Below are 17870 nucleotides of genomic sequence, written 5' to 3'. Positions count from 1 at the left end.
CCGAAAGCGACACATCATTTACATCTGAGACACAAGGTACAGAGTCATGACAACGATTGTATCCGTGCGCCGTGGCGACGAAGTCGTCATTGGAGGCGACGGTCAGGTTTCACTGGGCAATACCGTAATGAAAGGCAATGCCCGCAAAGTCCGCCGCTTATACGACGGTAAAGTCCTCGCAGGTTTCGCTGGTGGCACTGCTGACGCTTTTACCCTGTTTGAAAAGTTTGAAGCCCAGCTGCAGCAGCATGGTGGTCAGTTGACCCGTGCAGCCGTTGAGCTGGCAAAAGAGTGGCGCTCAGACCGTGCTCTGCGCAAGCTCGAAGCTATTCTGGCCGTGGCAGACCACACCGCCTCTCTGATTATTACCGGCAATGGCGACGTACTGCAGCCCGAGGATGACCTGATCGGTGTTGGATCAGGTGGTAATTATGCATTGGCTTCGGCTCGTGCCTTGTTGGAAAACACCGAGCTTGGCGCTCGTGATATCGTCGAGAAGAGCCTTAATATTGCTGGCGAAATCTGCGTGTTCACCAATACCAACCTGACCATTGAGTCGCTGAAAGAGAGCGATGTAACCGGCGACACTTCAGGAGCAAATGCATGAGCCAGATGACACCTCGCGAAATCGTCCACGCACTGGATCAACACATCATCGGTCAGAATGATGCCAAACGCTCTGTGGCTATTGCCCTGCGTAATCGTTGGCGCCGTATGCAGCTTGAGCCAGAGCTGCGTGATGAAGTCACGCCAAAGAATATTCTGATGATTGGCCCGACCGGTGTGGGTAAAACTGAGATTGCCCGCCGTCTGGCTAAGCTTGCGAATGCGCCTTTTATCAAAGTGGAAGCCACCAAGTTTACTGAAGTGGGTTACGTGGGTAAGGACGTAGAATCCATTATCCGTGATTTAGTCGAAACTGGGATCAAGCTTCTGCGTGAGCAGGAAATGAAAAAGGTACGCACCCGCGCCGAAGAACTCGCTGAAGAGCGCATTCTCGATGTGTTGCTGCCACCGGCCCGATCCTCTACCAGCTGGGACACGACCGAAGAACCTAAGCAGGAAGACAGCTCCGCGCGCCAGGTTTTCCGTCGTAAACTGCGCAACGGTGACCTTGATGATAAAGAAATCGAGATCGATGTCGCTCAGGTGAATACTGCCGGTGTAGAAATCATGACACCTCCAGGTATGGAAGAGATGACCAGCCAGTTGCAGAACATGTTTGCCAACCTGGGCGGTGATAAAAAGTCCAAGCGTAAGATGAAAATTGCGGATGCCTTTAAGCAGATCTGCGATGAGGAAGCCGGCAACCTACTGAACATGGAAGAGCTGAAAGTCCGTGCGCTGGAGTTGGTCGAACAGAACGGTATCGTCTTTATTGATGAAATCGATAAAGTCGCTAAGCGTCAGGACAGCGGTTCTGGTGGCGATGTATCCCGCGAAGGGGTGCAGCGCGACCTCCTACCGTTGATCGAAGGCTGCACTGTCAGCACCAAGCACGGTATGGTGAAAACAGACCATATTCTGTTTGTTGCCTCGGGCGCGTTCCATCTTGCACGGCCTTCGGATCTGATTCCCGAGCTTCAGGGCCGTCTGCCTATCCGTGTTGAGCTTGAGGCGCTCACTCCGCACGATTTTGAACGCATTCTGACCGAGCCTAACGCGTCTTTAACAGTGCAGTACAAAGCGCTGATGAAGACCGAAGGGTTGGACATCGACTTCACTGCGGATGGTATTAAACGCCTGGCGGAGATCGCTTATCAGGTCAACGAGAGCACCGAGAACATCGGCGCCCGCCGCCTGCATACACTGATGGAACGCCTGCTCGAGAGTGTGTCGTTTGACGCAACGGACCTGACCGAACAAGTGACCATTGACGGAGCTTACGTCGATCAGAAGCTGGGTGCTCTGGCACAGGATCAGGATTTGAGTAAGTTTATTCTCTGATAATGCAGCACTTATAAAAAAAGCCCCCGTTTAAACGGGGGCTTTTTCGTTATCTATATTCTGAAACGAGCAATCTGCTCAGACAGTCTGTTGCTGCATTTTTCACGGCATCAGCGGCCTTGTCGGCGTTATCAGCAATTTCCTGAATGGTCTGACTCATCTCGGTTGCGCCTGTGGCGACGTGGTCGCTTTCCTGCATCTGTTCGGCATTCAGTTTTCGTGTCTCTGAGCCCATTGCCGCGATCTCACGTCCCAGTGATGCGACTTCGTTGGTGGCATTCACACTTTCACGGATAATGTCGTGAATCTGACTGATAAACTGATTGAAGGATTGACTAAGTCGTGTGATTTCTTCCTCGCCAGTGATTGGAATCCGTTGGGTAAGATCACCGTCTCCTTTGGCAATACTACTCATGGTGTGACGCAACCGGGGAGCGGTCGTGCACCCAGAAATAGATATTACCATCGCGAAGTGAACGCAGAGCATCCAGTGCAGCCTCTTTGGCACCTTCTTCACTTAATACGCCTTCCCGAACCATGCGTTGATAGCGTTCCAGCAGGCTATGGGCACTGTTCACGAGTGACTTAGCGGTGTTTTCTTTGGCGGTGTATTCGGCAGCGAACATAACATCGTACTGACTTCTCAGTGCTTTTGCTTCGAGGAGTAGGATACAGATCCGTGCAGCGGCCATTATCAGCCATAAGCGGGCGCGAATGGACAGGTTTCGCAGAAATGTCATGGCGTAGCATCTCCGGGATAGTAAACTTAGGAATTGAAATGAGTATAGAAGTTGAAACCAGGTCTGCTGGTTAAATTGTAATTTGGAGTCTATGTGGTCCCTGAAGCCATCAAAGTAAAGAAATCCAGTCGCTGCGTTGCATTGACTTACGCCGGTGTTGAGTACGAGCTCAGCTTTGAAATGCTGCGTGTGCTGTCACCGTCAGCCGAAGTGCGTGGGCATGGTGTCGGCAATGAAGTGCTGCAGTTTGGCAAGAAAGACGTCGGTTTGCTGAGCATGGAGCCAGCCGGTAACTATGCACTCAAGCTGACTTTCGACGATGGACATGACTCCGGGCTTTACGACTGGAAGTATCTGCACCATCTGTGTCTCAACCAGGATACGCTCTGGCAGGACTACCTTGACCGGCTGGAAGCTGCGGGTAAGAGTCGTGAATCCTCACAGATCAATTTCAAGGCGTTATGAACCCGGACGTAGCTCGTTGAGCCTTCTGTGCCTGCATGGGGCCTTTGAACACTGCGCCCGTGCTGTATACTGACCCAAACTTTTCCTTCCAGGAGTGATCGCTTGAGCGATACCAAGAAGACAAAAACCTTCAAAGACCCGAATGCTGCCGCTGAGGCTGAAAAATACGACAACCCGGTGGCGAGCCGCGACGCACTCTTGATGGTGCTTGAAGAAGCGCCCAGCCCCCTGACGCACCCTGAAGTCTGTGAAGTACTTGGGGAGACCGACGAAGATCGCGTTGAAGCAGTGCGTCGTCGTCTGATTGCCATGTGCCGGGATGGCCAGCTGATCAGCAACCGTCGTAATCAGTTTATGCCGATGAAAAAGGTCGACCTGGTACAGGGCACCGTCATGGGGCATCGTGATGGTTTCGGTTTTGTGCTGCGTGACGAAGGTGATGACGTCTATCTGTCGAATCGACAGATGCGGAAGGTTTTCCATGGGGACAAGGTCGCTGTGCAGATTCTGGGGCTGGATCGTCGTGGTCGCCCGGAAGGTAAGATCGTTGAGGTTTTACAGCGCAACACGCAGCAGATCGTTGGGCGTTACTTCGAAGAGTCGGGCGTGGGCATTCTACAACCCGACAACAAACGCATTTCGATGGAAGTTCTGATTCCGGCGGATGGCCGTAACGGTGCGGAGCACGGTCAGTTCGTTGTGGCGAATATTACCCGTCAGCCGTCACCGAAAGGTCTGCCGGTGGGGGAAGTCATTGAGGTACTGGGCGAACATCTTGCGCCGGGTATGGAAATCGACGTGGCGATCCGAAGCCACAATATTCCTCACGAATGGCCAGAGGAAGTCGAGGCTGAAACTAAGAAAATTCCGGATCAGGTAAAAGCAGCAGACAAGAAAAACCGCATCGATCTACGTCATCTGCCATTCGTCACTATTGACGGTGAAGACGCCCGCGACTTCGACGATGCTGTGTACTGCGAGCGCAACAAGAACACTGGTGGCTGGCGCTTATGGGTGGCCATTGCCGATGTCTCGCATTATGTGAAGGTGAAATCTCCCCTCGATAATGAGGCGTATCAGCGCGCGACGTCGGTGTATTTTCCGGGCTTCGTTGTACCGATGCTGCCAGAGAAACTGTCCAATGGTTTGTGTTCTCTGAACCCGCACGTCGACCGCCTGACCATGGTCTGTGAAATGACCATCTCCAAAGCCGGGCGTATTTCAGGCTACAAGTTTATGGAAGGGATTATTCACTCCCATGCCCGCCTGACGTACAACAAAGTCTGGGACATGATTAATCCGGATGCCGACAAAGAGACTCAGGCCCAATGGCGTGAACATTACGCCGATGTCGTGCCTCACGTCGATGAGTTGTATCGCTTATTTCATATTCTCCGCGAGCAGCGTGAAGTCCGTGGTGCGATGGATTTTGATTCGGTCGAAACCCGTATCGTGTTCGATGCAGAACGCAAGATTCAGGAAATTGTACCGACCGAGCGCCATCACGCACACATGCTGATTGAAGAGTGCATGTTGGCGGCGAACGTCTGTGCGGCTGATTTCTTCACTCGTTATGAGATTCCGGCACTGTACCGCGTTCACAAAGGCCCAAGTTCAGAGAAGCTCGAAAACCTCGGCGCTTTCCTCGGTGAAATGGGGCTGACGATGCCAAACGGTAAAGATCCTGCGCCTAAGGATTACCAGACGCTGCTCAGCCAGATTGAAAAGCGCCCGGATTCGCACTTAATACAGACGGTGCTACTGCGCTCACTCAGTCAGGCGAAGTACGAGCCTGAGAACGAAGGTCACTTTGGTCTGGCGTACAAAGCGTACACGCACTTTACGTCACCGATCCGTCGCTACCCGGACCTTCTGGTTCATCGCGGTATCCGCAGCGTTATCCGCAGTGAGCAGGAGTGTAAGCACGTACTTCGCGCAGAAGGCACGAAGAACATGGCCAAACGTACGATTTATCCATACGACCTGCAGGCCATGGTCAATATGGGCGAGCACTGCTCTATGGCCGAGCGCCGCGCAGACGATGCTACCCGTGATGTCACCGACTTCCTGAAGTGTGAATATATCCGCGACAAAGTGGGTGAAGATTTTGAAGGTGTTATTTCTGCCGTAACAGGGTTCGGTTTATTCGTTGAACTTAAAAATGTTTACGTCGAAGGCCTCGTGCATGTCAGCACACTGCAGAATGATTTCTATCAGTTCGATGCGGTTAAGCATCGTCTTATCGGCGAGCGCACGCGTCGCAGCTTCCGTCTCGGTGACAACATCTGGGTGAAAGTGGTTGGCGTTGATCTGGATGATCGCAAGGTCGACTTCGAATTAACTACCGCGCCTGTTAATGCCGGACGGAGTGCTGATAGCCTGGATATGCCGAAACCCGCTCGCTTACCGCGCAAGCGCCCTGCTGGTGGCAAGGCGGGCGAGAAAAAGGGCATGACCAAAGAAGAGCTGATGAATCCGGGTAAAAAGAAAGCCGGTTCAGGTAAATCAGGCGGACCGGGCTCGACCAGGGCCGACAGCAAAAAAACATCGAAGAAAAAGCCCAGTAAACGCCAGAAGCTGAACGCTAAGAAAAGTGCAGGAGCATCGGGCAAAGCTGCTTCTAAATCGACCGCTAAGAAGAATCCACGTAAGAAAAAATAAATGAAGCTTGAATCGGTTTACGGCATCCACGCCGTTACAACACTGCTGCAACGATCCCCTGGTCAAGTGGTGGAAATCTGGGTTCAGAAAGGTCGGGTTGATGCAAAAATGCAGAAAATCCTCGATCTGGCAGAGGCCGAAGGCTTGTCCGTCATGGAAGCCGATAAGGGGTTGCTTAACCAGAAGGCGGAAGGCAACCATCAGGGTATTGTGGCACTGAGAAAACCCGTGCAGGGGAAGTCAGAAAAACACCTGCCGGATATCCTCGATAACATCACTGGCGACCCGTTTGTATTGATTCTCGATGGCGTGACTGACCCTCATAACCTGGGGGCCGTATTACGTACCGCCGATGCGGCAGGTATTCATCTGGTCATCGCTCCGAAAGACAAGTCGGCACCGTTGACGGCAGTGGCTGCTAAAGTCGCTTGTGGCGCTGCAGAAGCAGTGCCGTATATTCAGGTAACGAACCTGGCGCGGACCATGAAAGACCTGCAGGAGCGTGGCATCTGGATTATTGGTACGGCGGGCGAAGCAACCACCACGATTTACCAGCAGGACTGCAAAGGCCCTCTGGCGTTGGTCATGGGCGCTGAAGGCCCGGGCATGCGTCGCCTGACGCGAGAGCATTGCGACCACCTTGTGAAGATCCCCATGGCCGGTGAGGTCAGCTCACTGAATGTGTCAGTAGCAACCGGTGTCTGTCTGTTCGAAGCGGTGCGCCAGCGTGGTGGTGCCTCGGGTAAAACGTCCGGATAAGTCAGGAATACAAAGTAATGGAAATATACATGAGCTGGTGGAACGAACTGGTGGGTCAGGACTACGAATGGTTCTGGAATGTCGGTATCGCTCTGACTCTGACACTGATAGCAGGCCTTTTCTGGCGCATGTTGCGCAAACGTCTGGTACAGCTTGTCGCAAGCACGGAGAACCACTGGGACGACGTGGTCATCAATGCGATTGCAGTGCCAGTTAACTGGATGATTGTCGCGGTTGGCCTGACCTGGGCCGGAGACATCACCGCCGCGTATTACGATAAAGAAGTGCAGGGCAGCATCTCGGTGGTGCGCCAGTTATCGCTGATTATTCTTGCCGCCTGGGCCATGTGGCGCTTAATTAACCGCGTCGAAGAAAAACAACTCGAAGGTGGCATGGACCCGACGACGGTTCAGCTGGTCGGCAAACTGGCTAAGCTCGCCGTGACCATACTCATCATACTGCCGGTTTTTCAGTTGTTGGGGATTTCAATCTCGGGGATTCTTGCCTTCGGTGGTATGGGCGGCCTGATTGTTGGTCTGGCGGCGAAAGATCTGCTGGCGAACTTCTTCGGTTCGCTGATTATCTATCTCGATAAGCCATTCAAGGTAGGTGACTGGATACGTTCACCGGATCGTTCAATTGAAGGTACGGTCGAAAGCATCGGCTTTCGCGTGACCCGCATACGTACATTCGATAAGCGTCCGCTGTATGTCCCTAACTCTGTGTTCACCAGTATCTCAGTAGAGAACCCGTCACGGATGCTGAATCGTCGCATCTATGAAACCATTGGTGTGCGCTATCAGGATGCGCAAGTCGTACGGGGCATCATGGAAAAAGTACGCGACATGCTGCGCCAGCATGGTGAGATCGATCAGGATCAGACCATGATTGTAAATTTTAATGCGTTTGGTGCGTCGAGCCTTGATTTCTTTATTTACACCTTCACTAAGACTACTGACTGGGTGCATTACCATGAGGTGAAGCAAGACGTACTGCTCAAAATAATGGATATCATCCATGAGAGTGGTGCTGACTGTGCCTTTCCGACAAGGACATTGCACCTCGAAAGCATGCCTGCGGAACTCTCACGCAGAGAGACTGCCGCACAGGGTGTCACACAAGGGTAATCCTGTGTTGGTAGCTTGATAGGCTATTGCTATCAGATGGTTTGAAAAGATCAATTTAACGTATAAGCTCCATGCTTCTAGTATGGAACTCGTTCAAACATAAACCTAATGGAGAAACACCATGATCGATACAGAAATTAAGCCATTTAGCGCAACGGCATTCAAAGATGGCGAATTCGTTGACGTAACTGACGCTGACGTAAAAGGTAAGTGGGCTATCTTCTTCTTCTACCCAGCTGACTTCACTTTCGTTTGCCCAACTGAACTGGGTGATGTGGCTGACAAATACGAAGAATTGCAGAAGCTGGGCGTAGAGGTGTTCTCTGTTTCTACCGATACTCACTTCGTACACAAAGCATGGCACGATGCTTCTGAAACCATCGGTAAGATCAAGTACTACATGCTGGGCGACCAGAACGGCACTATCACCAACAACTTCGGTGTAATGCGTCCAGGCCAGGGTCTGGCAGACCGTGCTACTTTCCTGATCGATCCAGACGGTGTTATCCAGGCAATGGAAATCACTGCTGAAGGTATCGGCCGTGACGCTGACGACCTGATGCGTAAAGTGAAAGCTGCTCAGTACGTTCGCAACAACCCAGGTCAGGTTTGCCCTGCTAAGTGGAAAGAAGGCGACGAGACTCTGGCTCCTTCACTGGATCTGGTTGGTAAGATCTAATTCTGGCCTCGCTGAGACGCGATCTGCGGTGTTATTTTTTCGCTCGTCCCTGCGCCTACCAATCTGGTATGTCTTGGGTACTCGCTCAAAAATGCCTTGCAGCTCATCGCCTCAGCTGTGCCAGATGATCTGAGTTAGCGCCTTGTCGCTAACGCTCAGATGTGTGATGAAAACCCTGGCTTCTGCTGGGGTTTTTCTTTTTGGGTACTCGCTCAAGGATGCCTTGCAGCTTATCGCCTCAGCTGTGCCAGATGATCTGAGCTAGCGGCGTTATCGCTAACGCTCAGACTGAACTAGCTGCGTTGCCTGCGCGGTGTTAAAAGTTGGTTTCGGAATGCTCATTTAGGTGAACTAAACTCCGCTTCCTCAACCAACTTTTGCCTTGCGCAGCCTGCCTCGCAAACGCTCAGATAAAAGACTGAAACCCTGGCTTAGCCGGGGTTTTTCGTTTCGGTTTTTGACATTGCGGATGATGAGTACCAATATATACCAATAATTGGTATTGAGGGGCGAGGTTATGGCTAAGAACACCAGCGTTACGCTTGGCGATCACTTTGATGGTTTTGTTGCTGAGCAGGTACAGAGCGGCCGTTATGGCTCGGTCAGTGAGGTTATTCGTGCCGGTTTGCGCAAGCTCGAGGATGATGAGCAGGCATTAGCGATGCTGCGCAGCGAGATAGCGAAAGGTCTGAACTCGTTAGAAGATAATGGCAGTAAGCCACTGGATATGAATTCGGTGAAGGCTCGGGGAAGAGCAATGCTGAAGAAAGATAGTTAGTATCTGATTGCAGTTAAGCCAAACGATAGGGAATGTCCGATGCTTAATACTGAAGTTTCTTCTGAAGCAGAGAATGATCTGCTCTCGATCTGGTTGTACATCGCCGCCGATCAGCCGATCAACGCAGATCGTTTCTTGGACAAGTTGCTGGTTGCCATAGAGCGTTTGGCTGAGTTTCCATTACTGGGTGTGGAACGTGAAGAGTTGGCTAATGGAGTTCGTAGTTTGTATGTTGACCGCTACGTTATCTATTACGTGGTTTCGGACGCATCATTGAGTATTGTCAGAGTACTCTCTGCTGATATGGACTCCCAACAGTACTTCTGAGCCAACCAGTACATCTGCGCTTATCTATAGATAGGACTTCATAGTAAGAAGCCAAAGCCCTTATTAGTCAGTCACTATCACCCTCTTAGAAAAGATTGATTTATCTTATCAATACTGAGGCGCTACTATAATCCTGTACTTTGAATTAAGGCGCTTCCGGCACCATATAAGTAGCAGCCAGAAGCCGAATCAACATAAAGGAAACCATCATGCTTGATGCAAACATGAAACAACAGCTGGGCGCATACCTTGATAACCTGCGTAACCCGATTTCACTGCTGGTCGCTGTGGATGGTTCGCCTAAGTCGAATGAACTGGAAGAGCTGGCGCGTGAGATCGCAGAGCTGAACGATAAGATTTCTGTCAGCACGACTGAAGACAAAATTAATGGTCGTGCACCGGTGATGGCGATTGCGAAAGAAGACAACGCTCCGCGTGTATTCTTCGCGGGTATTCCGCTGGGCCACGAGTTTACCTCTCTGGTCCTGGCACTGCTGCAGGCAGGTAGCCACCCATCGAAGGAAGACCAGGCATTACAGGATCAGGCGAAGGCACTGACTAAAGAACTGAACTTTGAAGTGTACGTGTCGCTTTCGTGCCACAACTGCCCGGATGTCGTTCAGTCGATTAACCTGATGGCGGCTCTGAATCCGAACATCACCGCAACCATGATTGATGGCGGTGTATTCCAGGAAGAAGTGACCAGTAAAGACATCATGGCGGTGCCTGCGCTGTACCTGAATGGTGAGCCACTGGCGAACGGTAAGCAGACTCTGGCAGACATCATTAACCTGGTTGATGACGATGCCGACGAGAAAGCCGCCGCTGCACTGAAAGACAAAGATCCCTTCGACGTTCTCGTTGTCGGTGGTGGCCCTGCAGGCGCGTCTGCAGCGATTTATGCGGCTCGTAAGGGTATCCGTACCGGTGTCGTTGCAGACCGCTTTGGTGGGCAGGTCGCAGACACTGTGGGAATTGAGAACTTCATCTCTGTACCTTACACCGAAGGTCCGAAGTTGGTGGCGCACCTCGAAGAGCATGTCAAAGAATATGACGTTGATGTGATGAAGGCCCAGAAAGCCGTTGGTGTTCGTAAAACAGACAGCGGCCTGACCGAAGTTGAGCTGTCGAATGGCGCTGTGCTCAGTGGCAAGTCAGTGATTCTGGCTACAGGCGCTCGCTGGAGAGAGATGAACGTTCCGGGTGAGCAGGAATACCGTAATAAAGGTGTGGCGTACTGTCCACACTGTGACGGTCCTCTGTTCAAAGGCAAAAAAGTGGCTGTGATTGGTGGTGGTAACTCAGGTATTGAAGCTGCAATTGATCTCGCAGGTATCGTTGAGCATGTAACTGTACTTGAGTTTTCAGACACACTGCGTGCGGATGCCGTACTGGTGAAGAAAGCAGAATCTCTGCCGAATGTTGAAATCATCAAACAGGCAATGACCACAGAAGTACTGGGCGATGGTCAGCGTGTTACCGGTCTGCAGTATAAAGACCGCGAAACAGACGAAACTCATATCGTCGAGCTCGCTGGTATCTTCGTACAGATCGGTCTGGTGCCAAACACTGAGTTCCTTAAGGACACAGTGACACTGACTGAACGCGGCGAAGTGGTGATTGATGACCACGGGCAAACCAGTATTCCGGGCATATTTGCCGCGGGTGACTGTACGAATGTACCGTACAAGCAGATCATCATCTCGATGGGGGCCGGTGCAACGGCCGCGCTTGGCGCATTCGATCACCTGATTCGTAACTGATTTTAATTAAAGCACCCTGGCCACCGTAAAGTGGCCTTCCTCTGAAAAAGAGGGAAAAAGCCGCAAGACATGAAGTCTTAGTGGCTTTTTTTATGCGTGCTGATTCAAGCCAAATATAGTTCCTTAAAATTCAAAAAATATAATTCGAACTATTTTCGATATGAGCTCTCCGATTACGTACTCGTTTTTTATTACGGAGATGTTTTTATGAAAATGGTCATGAACACACTGACAAAGAAAATGGCAATTCTTGGTATCGCTGGCGCCTGTGCCGCTCCGGTAATGGCGGATCGTGCAATGTATGCCGGTGGTGGTCTGGGAATGGCAGAGCTGGGAGACGACAATGACGTCACCATGCCATACGGTCGTTTTGGCATGTACATCAATGAGAACTTTTCCGGTGAAGTTCGTGCTGGTTTTGGCCTTGATGACGATGGCGTGGAGCTGGACAGCCTGCTGGGCGGTTATGTCCGTGGTGGTATTGCCTTATCTGACGTATTTTTTCCATACGCTATCGTCGGTCTGACCCGTGCGGATTACAGCTATGACAATGGCGCCTTCAGTGATTCTGACGATGAAATGGGCCTTTCTATGGGTATTGGCGCAGACTTCAACATCAATGAGCGATTAGAAATTAACGCAGAATATATGAACTACATCGACGACGATGATGTAGAACTGGATGCTCTTGGTGTTGGTCTGGCCGTGAACTTCTGAGGTATGCTCTGGGGTATGACTGAATCGCATACCTCTCATAATTCGCATGCCTCTTCACCTCGGCCTGAGCACAGCTGCCCGCTGTGCGGCGCTGACAACCACTGTCAGCCCGCCGCTGCGGGCTCTTTCGATACTCTATGCTGGTGTATGACTGAGACAATCAGTCAGCACGCTCTCGACCAGATCCCCGCTTCAAGCCGGAATAAAGCCTGTCTTTGTCCCTCCTGTGCCACTGATGGCAATCAAACCCAGCAAAAGTCCCGACATACGTAAAACTGTCATAGTTCACTGGTATCCCTGACCTCTGGTCGAATAGCTGGTTTGGCGTATCAGGTTCGGCCAAGTAGCTGCATTGTTCAGACCCTTGGCATAGGGTGACATTAGCAGTACTGACGAAATGGCCTTCGGGTTCTATAGAATAATGACAGTGGCAGCTGAGTTCTGTAGCGATGCCACTCTGAATAGGCAGGGATACTATGTCTGGTACACACTCAGTTCTGGCGCACGTGCAGGAAGCAGATAACGCGCCGGTCAATACAACTTTTCTTAACGATGTTCTGCGTGGGCTTAGTCAGCCTCAGAAGTCATTGTCATCCAAATACTTCTACGATGAAGCCGGAGATCACTTATTCCAACGTATTATGCGTTGTGACGACTACTACCTGACCCGTTGTGAAATGGAAGTGTTTCGCGAAAAAGCGAACGAGCTGGTGTCCGAGTTGAATATCGACGGAGCCGGATTTGACCTTGTAGAACTTGGGGCCGGTGACGGAATAAAGACACGTCATTTGCTGCGGTACCTGTCAGAAGCGAGTGCTCACTTCCGATACTTACCGGTCGATATTTCTGGTCACATTCTCGATGTGTTGTGCGCGGGTATTCAGCAGAATGTTTCAGATGTCGATATTCACCCGTTCGAAGGCGATTACTTTGCTGCGTTAGGGGAAATTGACCGGTTTTCTCAACGTCGCAAAGTTGTGCTGTTTCTCGGGTCTAACATCGGAAACATGCCCGTCGAGGACTGCCACACATTCTGCCTGCGTCTTGGTGAGCACATGCACCCGGGTGATTTACTAATTACAGGCTTTGATCTTAAAAAAGACCCTCGCACGATATTAAAAGCATACGACGACAGCGACGGGCTGACACGGGAATTCAATCTTAATTTACTCCGCCGGATTAATGGTGAATTAGGAGCCGACTTCCGGTTAGAAAACTTTGAATACTTCCAGACCTACAACCCTGTCAGTGGCGCATGCCAGAGCTATCTGATCAGTCAGAAAAACCAGACGGTGAGCATCGCAGGGCGCTCAATATCATTCGAGAAGCATGAGCCTGTATTTATGGAGGTCTCGCGCAAATTCAGTCTGACAGAGGTCGATGATCTGGCGGTAACAACCGGATTTTCACCAGTAAAACATTGTCTGGATAGCAAGGGCTGGTTCGTTAACGCCGTCTGGATGAAGAACTGATGTCAGATTTGCTGAATCAATATCGCCTGGTCCGGGCTGCCTCTGAGTCGATATGCCGGAATCTCTCGGCTGAAGACTATGTTGTTCAGCCTGTTGTGGATGTGAGCCCGCCGAAATGGCATCTCGCTCATACCACTTGGTTCTTTGAGACCTTTATTCTTTCACCGCACTCTTCCGGCTATCAGGTATTTCATCCGGCGTGGGGGTATCTGTTTAACAGTTACTACGAAACGGTTGGCGAGCGCGTACCGAGAGCAGACCGGGGAAACCTGAGCCGTCCAACGGTCGATGAAGTCTACGCGTACCGGAGTTACGTTGATGATGCCATGGCTCAGTTTCTGGAGCGTAACGAACTCTCCCCTGAGCTCGAAGCATTGGTGGTACTGGGCCTGAATCACGAGCAACAGCACCAGGAACTGCTGATTACGGATATTAAATACATCCTTGGCCATAACCCCTTATACCCACCTCTGGAAGTACCTGAACTGCGATCGGCTCAGGCTTTCGCCTCCGAGTTAACAGAGCAATGGGCTGCCGTGGGAGGTGGTGTTTATTCGGTGGGTGTCCCGGCCAGTCATAAAGGGTTTTCGTTTGATAACGAACATGGAGCACACAAGCAGTACATCGAAGATTTTGAAATACGTCGCTCTCTGGTCACTAACCGTGAGTACCAGGCTTTTATAGAAGACGGTGGGTATCTACGGTTTGATTTATGGCATTCCGACGGATGGAGTTGGGTGCAGGAAACAAATGCAGAAGCGCCTCTGTATTGGCAGAAGCCCGAACAGGAATGGATGGTTTATGACTTCAATGGATTGCGTCCTGTTCAGCCTGACCTGCCAGTAGCGCATGTGAACTTTTACGAGGCATCGGCGTTCGCAGCATGGAAAGGCTGCCGCTTGCCAACCGAGTCAGAATGGGAAGTCGCTTCTCATAAGATCCAGTGGGGCGAGCGCTGGGAGTGGACCAACAGTGCCTACCTACCTTACCCAGGTTTCAGTACAGCCAGCGGCGCTGTTGGTGAGTATAACGGCAAGTTTATGGTGAACCAGATGGTGCTGCGCGGTGGTTCAGTCGCGACGCCAGAAGGGCACAGCCGGAAAACCTATCGCAACTTCTTCCAACCCTGGCTCAAATGGCAATATATGGGAATCCGTCTGGTGCGTTGAGCTGCGTTTGTCGCGCTTGCTTCTTTACCGGCTTGGTGTAATCTCACGCTTCGAAATTCGTTAACTAAGAGCTAGTTTTCATGCCTAAGGCCAGTGAAATTAAAAAGAATGCTGCGGTTGAGTACAACGGCAGCGTGTACTTCGTAAAAGACATCGAGCGTTCTGTGCCCCAAGGCCGCGCCGGTGGTTCTATCTACCGTATGCGTATGTACGATGTGGTGACTGGCGCTAAGCTGGATGAGTCTTTCAAAGACAGCGATATGCTGAACCTGGCGGATCTGGTTCGTCGCCCCGTGACTCTGTCGTACATTGATGGTGACGAGTACAACTTCATGGACTCTGAAGACTTCACCATGTACCCGCTGAACAAAGAGACCATCGCTGAAGAGTCGATGTTTATCAATGAAGAGACTCAAGGGCTGCAGGTGGTTGTTCTTAACGAGTCTGCGGTAGGTGTTGATCTGCCAACTATCGTTGAGCTGGTGATCGTTGAGACTGCGCCAGCAATGAAAGGTGCGTCTGCGACATCCCGTACTAAACCTGCGACATTGAGCACAGGTTTGGTCGTGCAGGTGCCTGAGCATATCGCAGAGGGCGACCGCATTAAGGTGAATACCGATGAAAGCAAGTTCACAGGTCGTGCGAACTGATCTGAGTTTCTTTCATACTGAGCCCGGATTATCCGGGCTTTTTTGTATCTGAGACGTGGACATACTTTGGCTTCAATATTTCTTAAAAAGCCGCCGGTGCAGGCAGTACGTGATGACTTGCGTCTCGGTGACTTTTTAGACCTTCCACCTGAAATACGTTTTCCCGGACGGTTGCTACTTGTTTTTGTACGGCATACCGGGTGCCCTTTTGCTGAGCGCGATATCAAACGCGTGAGTGGCTGGGCGGCAGAGAATTCTGAGGTTCATGTGGTTATCGTTACGCATGGTGATGAGGCGTTACGTGACGTCTGGTTGGAAGATATAGGCGGCGCCGAGGGGCTGACCTTCTATCATGATCCAGAGCGTCACCTTTATGGTCAGGCAGGTCTGGGCTTCAGCGCTGCGTCTCACTTTATGGGCTTGCCCTCGTTATTGGGAGTCATGCGTTTATGGCGAGAGGGCATCCGCAACCGAAGCGCATCAGGCACCCGCTGGCAGCGTGCGGGCGTCTTGCTACTGGAGGATGGCAAACTGATCTGGAGGTATATTCCTGAATCTGCCGAAGGCTTCCGCTTACCTTAGAAATCCTCGTGTGGAAAGTAGTGGCTCTGTTTATCGAACTGTCTGCTGAATTCTCCGGCGTTTTGCTGAATATACTCAACAAATGCCCGCGCTGCTGGCGTCAGACTTTTGTTTGCGGGGTGTACTAGGCACCAGCTACGGCGCAGTGGAAAGTGCTCAATGGGAAGAATCTGCAGGGTACCTAGCTGAAGTTCGGGCAAAATACTCAACTTCGGTAAGACAGCGACGCCAAGACCGGCAATGACTGCATGTTTAATCGCATCGTTTGAGCCCAGAATCATAGCCTCAGGTATCTTCAGTCGGGTTTCATGGCAGTGAACCTCGAGTGCGAGCCGGCTACCTGAGCCCGCTTCCCGCATCAGTAACCGGCTGTTGAGAAACTCTTCGGCGCTGACGGTTGGTTGGCTGAGCAATGGGTGCTCTGCCGGTGCGACTGCTACCAGTTCGTTATCGAGGAAGGGGATTGAGATCAGCCCTTTGCCATCTGGCACCATCCCCATAATGACAAGGTCGTCGACGTTATCGCTTAAGCGCTCGATTGCTGTTGCCCTGTTAACCACCCGTACACTGATCCGCACGTCAGGGTTTTTATCGAGAAAGGGGCGCATGAGGTATGGCACAACGTATTGCGCAGTATTTACTGCGGTAATGCGCAATTCGCCGGCGACCCGGCCTTCCAGAGCTGCAAGCTCTGTTTGCAGGTCGAGGATCTCTGCGAAGATGCCTTTCACTGCATCGTACATACGCTCGCCAGCCGCTGTGGTGTAAAGCTTGCGGCCTATGTATTCGAACAGCGATGTGCCCAACGCTTGCTCAAGCTGTCGTACCTGACTGCTCACCGCCGGCTGGGTCAGACCGAGCAGGTCGCCTGCCTGGCTGTAACTGCGCAGTTCATAGACGGCTTTGTATACCTGGAGCTGGCGGAATGTCAGGCGACTGGCAAGTTTCTGGATGGTGAGCGGCATCAGGTTTCTCTATAAGATTCAGCTTATGGATGGTATTAAATATATCAGTTTTGATTTTGTTGTACGGACTTATAATGTTGCTCTGGCGACAGATGCAGCAGAGCAGCTTGTTTGGGCTATGTTGTGATGTGGCTAAATCATTTAGGCTACGCAACCCTGAAGAAGAGGAATGACAGTGAAAGACGTTATCAATGGTGTGCTCAACTTCCGTAAGAATGTTTATCCAGAGCGGAAAGACCTGTTTGGTACCCTCGCGGGTGGGCAAAGCCCCGAGTTCCTCTTCATCACTTGTTCGGACTCGCGTATTGATCCTAATCTGCTGACAGGGTCCGATCCGGGTGACCTGTTTATCTGCCGTAATGCCGGTAACATCATTCCACCACACTCTAACGAAACGGGCGGTATGACGGCCTCTATCGAGTATGCAGTTGCTGTGTTGGGTGTACGCCATATTATTGTGTGTGGCCATACAGACTGTGGTGCGGTGAAAGGTGCTCTGGACATGGATGGCCTGAATGGCCTACCTCACGTTAAAGAGTGGTTGGGGCATTGTCGCTCGGCGATGGAGATTGTGCGCGAGCGAAACGGCATTGAAAGTGGCGCCTGTCTTGGCCATGAGCACTTGAATGAAGCCATTGAAGAGAACGTTCTTCAGCAGGTTCAGCATCTGCGTACACATCCCGTTGTCGCTGCCAAACTTGCCACAGGTAAGGTAGAGATTCACGGTTGGGTGTACAATATCGAGACCGGTGGCATCCGTTGTTCAGTAGAGACCGGTACTTCCTTCGAAAATTTCGAGTCTCGATACCAGAAAGAGATTGCTGAAATTAAGTGACTAAAGTCACTACATTATGTAACAAAACGGGCCATTGTTTCTGTGGCTCGTTTTACCCATTGGCTATGGCCTGAAAAGGCGTAAACTCCTCAGTCAGTTAATAGACAAATTTTAGTTTAATTAACAGTTGTTTATTTTCTTGTCATCACAGTGATGACGTCAGATGGTGGGGCACTGCCCCGATAATAAAAATAATAAGAACATAATTCACACTACGTCTGCGCGCCATTGATG

20 protein-coding genes are annotated in these 17870 nt (G+C 51.2%); 17 read left to right on the top strand and 3 right to left on the bottom strand.

Annotated features, from left to right (window positions below):
- Nucleotides 1-46: 46 nt before the first annotated feature.
- Complete coding sequence (gene hslV, locus B3007_RS10565) at nt 47-607, top strand: ATP-dependent protease subunit HslV (protein ID WP_076515703.1); 561 nt, start codon at nt 47-49, stop codon at nt 605-607.
- A complete protein-coding gene (gene hslU, locus B3007_RS10560; RefSeq protein WP_297530887.1) occupies nt 604-1947 on the top strand; it encodes an HslU--HslV peptidase ATPase subunit in 1344 nt (447 codons plus the stop codon). Before hslV ends, hslU begins: the two co-directional genes overlap by 4 nt.
- Before the next feature lie 49 nt (nt 1948-1996).
- On the opposite strand, the gene B3007_RS10555 is transcribed toward hslU, so the two are convergent.
- Nucleotides 1997-2362, bottom strand: coding sequence for a HAMP domain-containing protein (locus B3007_RS10555; RefSeq protein WP_297530889.1), 366 nt, complete (start codon nt 2360-2362; stop codon nt 1997-1999).
- Entirely contained in the window at nt 2355-2687 is a 333-nt protein-coding gene (locus tag B3007_RS10550; protein ID WP_301376743.1) for a cache domain-containing protein, read from the bottom strand. The genes B3007_RS10555 and B3007_RS10550 overlap by 8 nt, the downstream gene beginning before the upstream one ends.
- 93 nt (nt 2688-2780) lie before the next feature.
- Here B3007_RS10550 and B3007_RS10545 point away from each other — a divergent pair, with 93 nt between their 5' ends.
- The 14 genes from B3007_RS10545 to B3007_RS10485 all read left to right on the top strand — a co-directional run bounded on the left by B3007_RS10545 (nt 2781) and on the right by B3007_RS10485 (nt 15836).
- Entirely contained in the window at nt 2781-3152 is a 372-nt protein-coding gene (locus tag B3007_RS10545; protein WP_301376742.1) for a DUF971 domain-containing protein, read from the top strand.
- Nucleotides 3153-3254: 102 nt separating this feature from the next.
- Nucleotides 3255-5813: a ribonuclease R gene (gene rnr / locus B3007_RS10540; protein WP_301376741.1), complete on the top strand. Its 2559-nt coding sequence runs from the start codon at nt 3255-3257 to the stop codon at nt 5811-5813.
- Complete coding sequence (gene rlmB, locus B3007_RS10535) at nt 5814-6572, top strand: 23S rRNA (guanosine(2251)-2'-O)-methyltransferase RlmB (RefSeq protein ID WP_297530895.1); 759 nt, start codon at nt 5814-5816, stop codon at nt 6570-6572.
- Nucleotides 6573-6589: 17 nt separating this feature from the next.
- Nucleotides 6590-7699, top strand: coding sequence for a mechanosensitive ion channel family protein (locus B3007_RS10530; protein ID WP_301376740.1), 1110 nt, complete (start codon nt 6590-6592; stop codon nt 7697-7699).
- A 121-nt stretch (nt 7700-7820) separates the two neighbouring features.
- On the top strand, nt 7821-8378 hold the full coding sequence (gene ahpC, locus B3007_RS10525; RefSeq protein ID WP_068435382.1) for an alkyl hydroperoxide reductase subunit C: 558 nt from the start codon (nt 7821-7823) through the stop codon (nt 8376-8378).
- A gap of 517 nt (nt 8379-8895) precedes the next feature.
- Nucleotides 8896-9156, top strand: coding sequence for a type II toxin-antitoxin system ParD family antitoxin (locus B3007_RS10520; protein ID WP_068434620.1), 261 nt, complete (start codon nt 8896-8898; stop codon nt 9154-9156).
- A gap of 39 nt (nt 9157-9195) precedes the next feature.
- Nucleotides 9196-9483: a type II toxin-antitoxin system RelE/ParE family toxin gene (locus B3007_RS10515; protein WP_068434623.1), complete on the top strand. Its 288-nt coding sequence runs from the start codon at nt 9196-9198 to the stop codon at nt 9481-9483.
- Between the two features lie 209 nt (nt 9484-9692).
- Nucleotides 9693-11246 carry an alkyl hydroperoxide reductase subunit F gene (ahpF, locus tag B3007_RS10510; protein WP_076515687.1) on the top strand — a complete coding sequence of 518 codons (1554 nt, stop codon included), beginning with the start codon at nt 9693-9695 and terminating at the stop codon, nt 11244-11246.
- A gap of 207 nt (nt 11247-11453) precedes the next feature.
- Nucleotides 11454-11963, top strand: a complete 510-nt coding sequence (locus B3007_RS10505; RefSeq protein WP_068434630.1) for a porin family protein — start codon at nt 11454-11456, stop codon at nt 11961-11963.
- A 3-nt stretch (nt 11964-11966) separates the two neighbouring features.
- On the top strand, nt 11967-12236 hold the full coding sequence (locus B3007_RS15660; RefSeq protein ID WP_369598042.1) for a cysteine-rich CWC family protein: 270 nt from the start codon (nt 11967-11969) through the stop codon (nt 12234-12236).
- A gap of 203 nt (nt 12237-12439) precedes the next feature.
- On the top strand, nt 12440-13435 hold the full coding sequence (locus B3007_RS10500) for an L-histidine N(alpha)-methyltransferase (RefSeq protein ID WP_301376739.1): 996 nt from the start codon (nt 12440-12442) through the stop codon (nt 13433-13435).
- On the top strand, nt 13435-14604 hold the full coding sequence (egtB, locus tag B3007_RS10495) for an ergothioneine biosynthesis protein EgtB (protein ID WP_068434636.1): 1170 nt from the start codon (nt 13435-13437) through the stop codon (nt 14602-14604). The genes B3007_RS10500 and egtB overlap by 1 nt, the downstream gene beginning before the upstream one ends.
- A gap of 80 nt (nt 14605-14684) precedes the next feature.
- On the top strand, nt 14685-15254 hold the full coding sequence (yeiP, locus tag B3007_RS10490; protein WP_068434639.1) for an elongation factor P-like protein YeiP: 570 nt from the start codon (nt 14685-14687) through the stop codon (nt 15252-15254).
- A 66-nt stretch (nt 15255-15320) separates the two neighbouring features.
- Complete coding sequence (locus tag B3007_RS10485; protein ID WP_068434643.1) at nt 15321-15836, top strand: hypothetical protein; 516 nt, start codon at nt 15321-15323, stop codon at nt 15834-15836.
- On the opposite strand, the gene B3007_RS10480 is transcribed toward B3007_RS10485, so the two are convergent.
- The gene (locus B3007_RS10480; protein WP_068444063.1) at nt 15833-16801 is read right to left on the bottom strand and encodes a LysR family transcriptional regulator; all 969 of its coding nucleotides are present in this window, start codon (nt 16799-16801) and stop codon (nt 15833-15835) included. The genes B3007_RS10485 and B3007_RS10480 overlap by 4 nt on opposite strands.
- Nucleotides 16802-16976: 175 nt before the next feature.
- Between B3007_RS10480 and B3007_RS10475 the strand changes: the two genes are divergently transcribed.
- Nucleotides 16977-17636, top strand: a complete 660-nt coding sequence (locus B3007_RS10475; RefSeq protein WP_139325816.1) for a carbonic anhydrase — start codon at nt 16977-16979, stop codon at nt 17634-17636.
- Nucleotides 17637-17870 lie beyond the last annotated feature (234 nt).

Source organism: Thalassolituus sp. UBA675, assembly GCF_002297765.1.
Classification (GTDB): domain Bacteria; phylum Pseudomonadota; class Gammaproteobacteria; order Pseudomonadales; family Oceanobacteraceae; genus Thalassolituus.
This window is presented reverse-complemented; position numbering and strand designations above follow the sequence as displayed.

Excerpts from the sequence above, each read along its gene's own strand:
- hslV (WP_076515703.1), top strand. The coding sequence starts at position 47 with ATGACAACGATTGTATCCGTGCGCCGTGGCGACGAAGTCGTCATTGGA.
- hslU (WP_297530887.1), top strand. The coding sequence starts at position 604 with ATGAGCCAGATGACACCTCGCGAAATCGTCCACGCACTGGATCAACAC.
- B3007_RS10555 (WP_297530889.1), bottom strand. The coding sequence starts at position 2,362 with ATGAGTAGTATTGCCAAAGGAGACGGTGATCTTACCCAACGGATTCCA.
- B3007_RS10550 (WP_301376743.1), bottom strand. The coding sequence starts at position 2,687 with ATGACATTTCTGCGAAACCTGTCCATTCGCGCCCGCTTATGGCTGATA.
- rlmB (WP_297530895.1), top strand. The coding sequence starts at position 5,814 with ATGAAGCTTGAATCGGTTTACGGCATCCACGCCGTTACAACACTGCTG.
- B3007_RS10530 (WP_301376740.1), top strand. The coding sequence starts at position 6,590 with ATGGAAATATACATGAGCTGGTGGAACGAACTGGTGGGTCAGGACTAC.
- ahpC (WP_068435382.1), top strand. The coding sequence starts at position 7,821 with ATGATCGATACAGAAATTAAGCCATTTAGCGCAACGGCATTCAAAGAT.
- B3007_RS10520 (WP_068434620.1), top strand. The coding sequence starts at position 8,896 with ATGGCTAAGAACACCAGCGTTACGCTTGGCGATCACTTTGATGGTTTT.
- B3007_RS10515 (WP_068434623.1), top strand. The coding sequence starts at position 9,196 with ATGCTTAATACTGAAGTTTCTTCTGAAGCAGAGAATGATCTGCTCTCG.
- ahpF (WP_076515687.1), top strand. The coding sequence starts at position 9,693 with ATGCTTGATGCAAACATGAAACAACAGCTGGGCGCATACCTTGATAAC.
- B3007_RS10505 (WP_068434630.1), top strand. The coding sequence starts at position 11,454 with ATGAAAATGGTCATGAACACACTGACAAAGAAAATGGCAATTCTTGGT.
- B3007_RS15660 (WP_369598042.1), top strand. The coding sequence starts at position 11,967 with ATGCTCTGGGGTATGACTGAATCGCATACCTCTCATAATTCGCATGCC.
- B3007_RS10500 (WP_301376739.1), top strand. The coding sequence starts at position 12,440 with ATGTCTGGTACACACTCAGTTCTGGCGCACGTGCAGGAAGCAGATAAC.
- egtB (WP_068434636.1), top strand. The coding sequence starts at position 13,435 with ATGTCAGATTTGCTGAATCAATATCGCCTGGTCCGGGCTGCCTCTGAG.
- yeiP (WP_068434639.1), top strand. The coding sequence starts at position 14,685 with ATGCCTAAGGCCAGTGAAATTAAAAAGAATGCTGCGGTTGAGTACAAC.
- B3007_RS10480 (WP_068444063.1), bottom strand. The coding sequence starts at position 16,801 with ATGCCGCTCACCATCCAGAAACTTGCCAGTCGCCTGACATTCCGCCAG.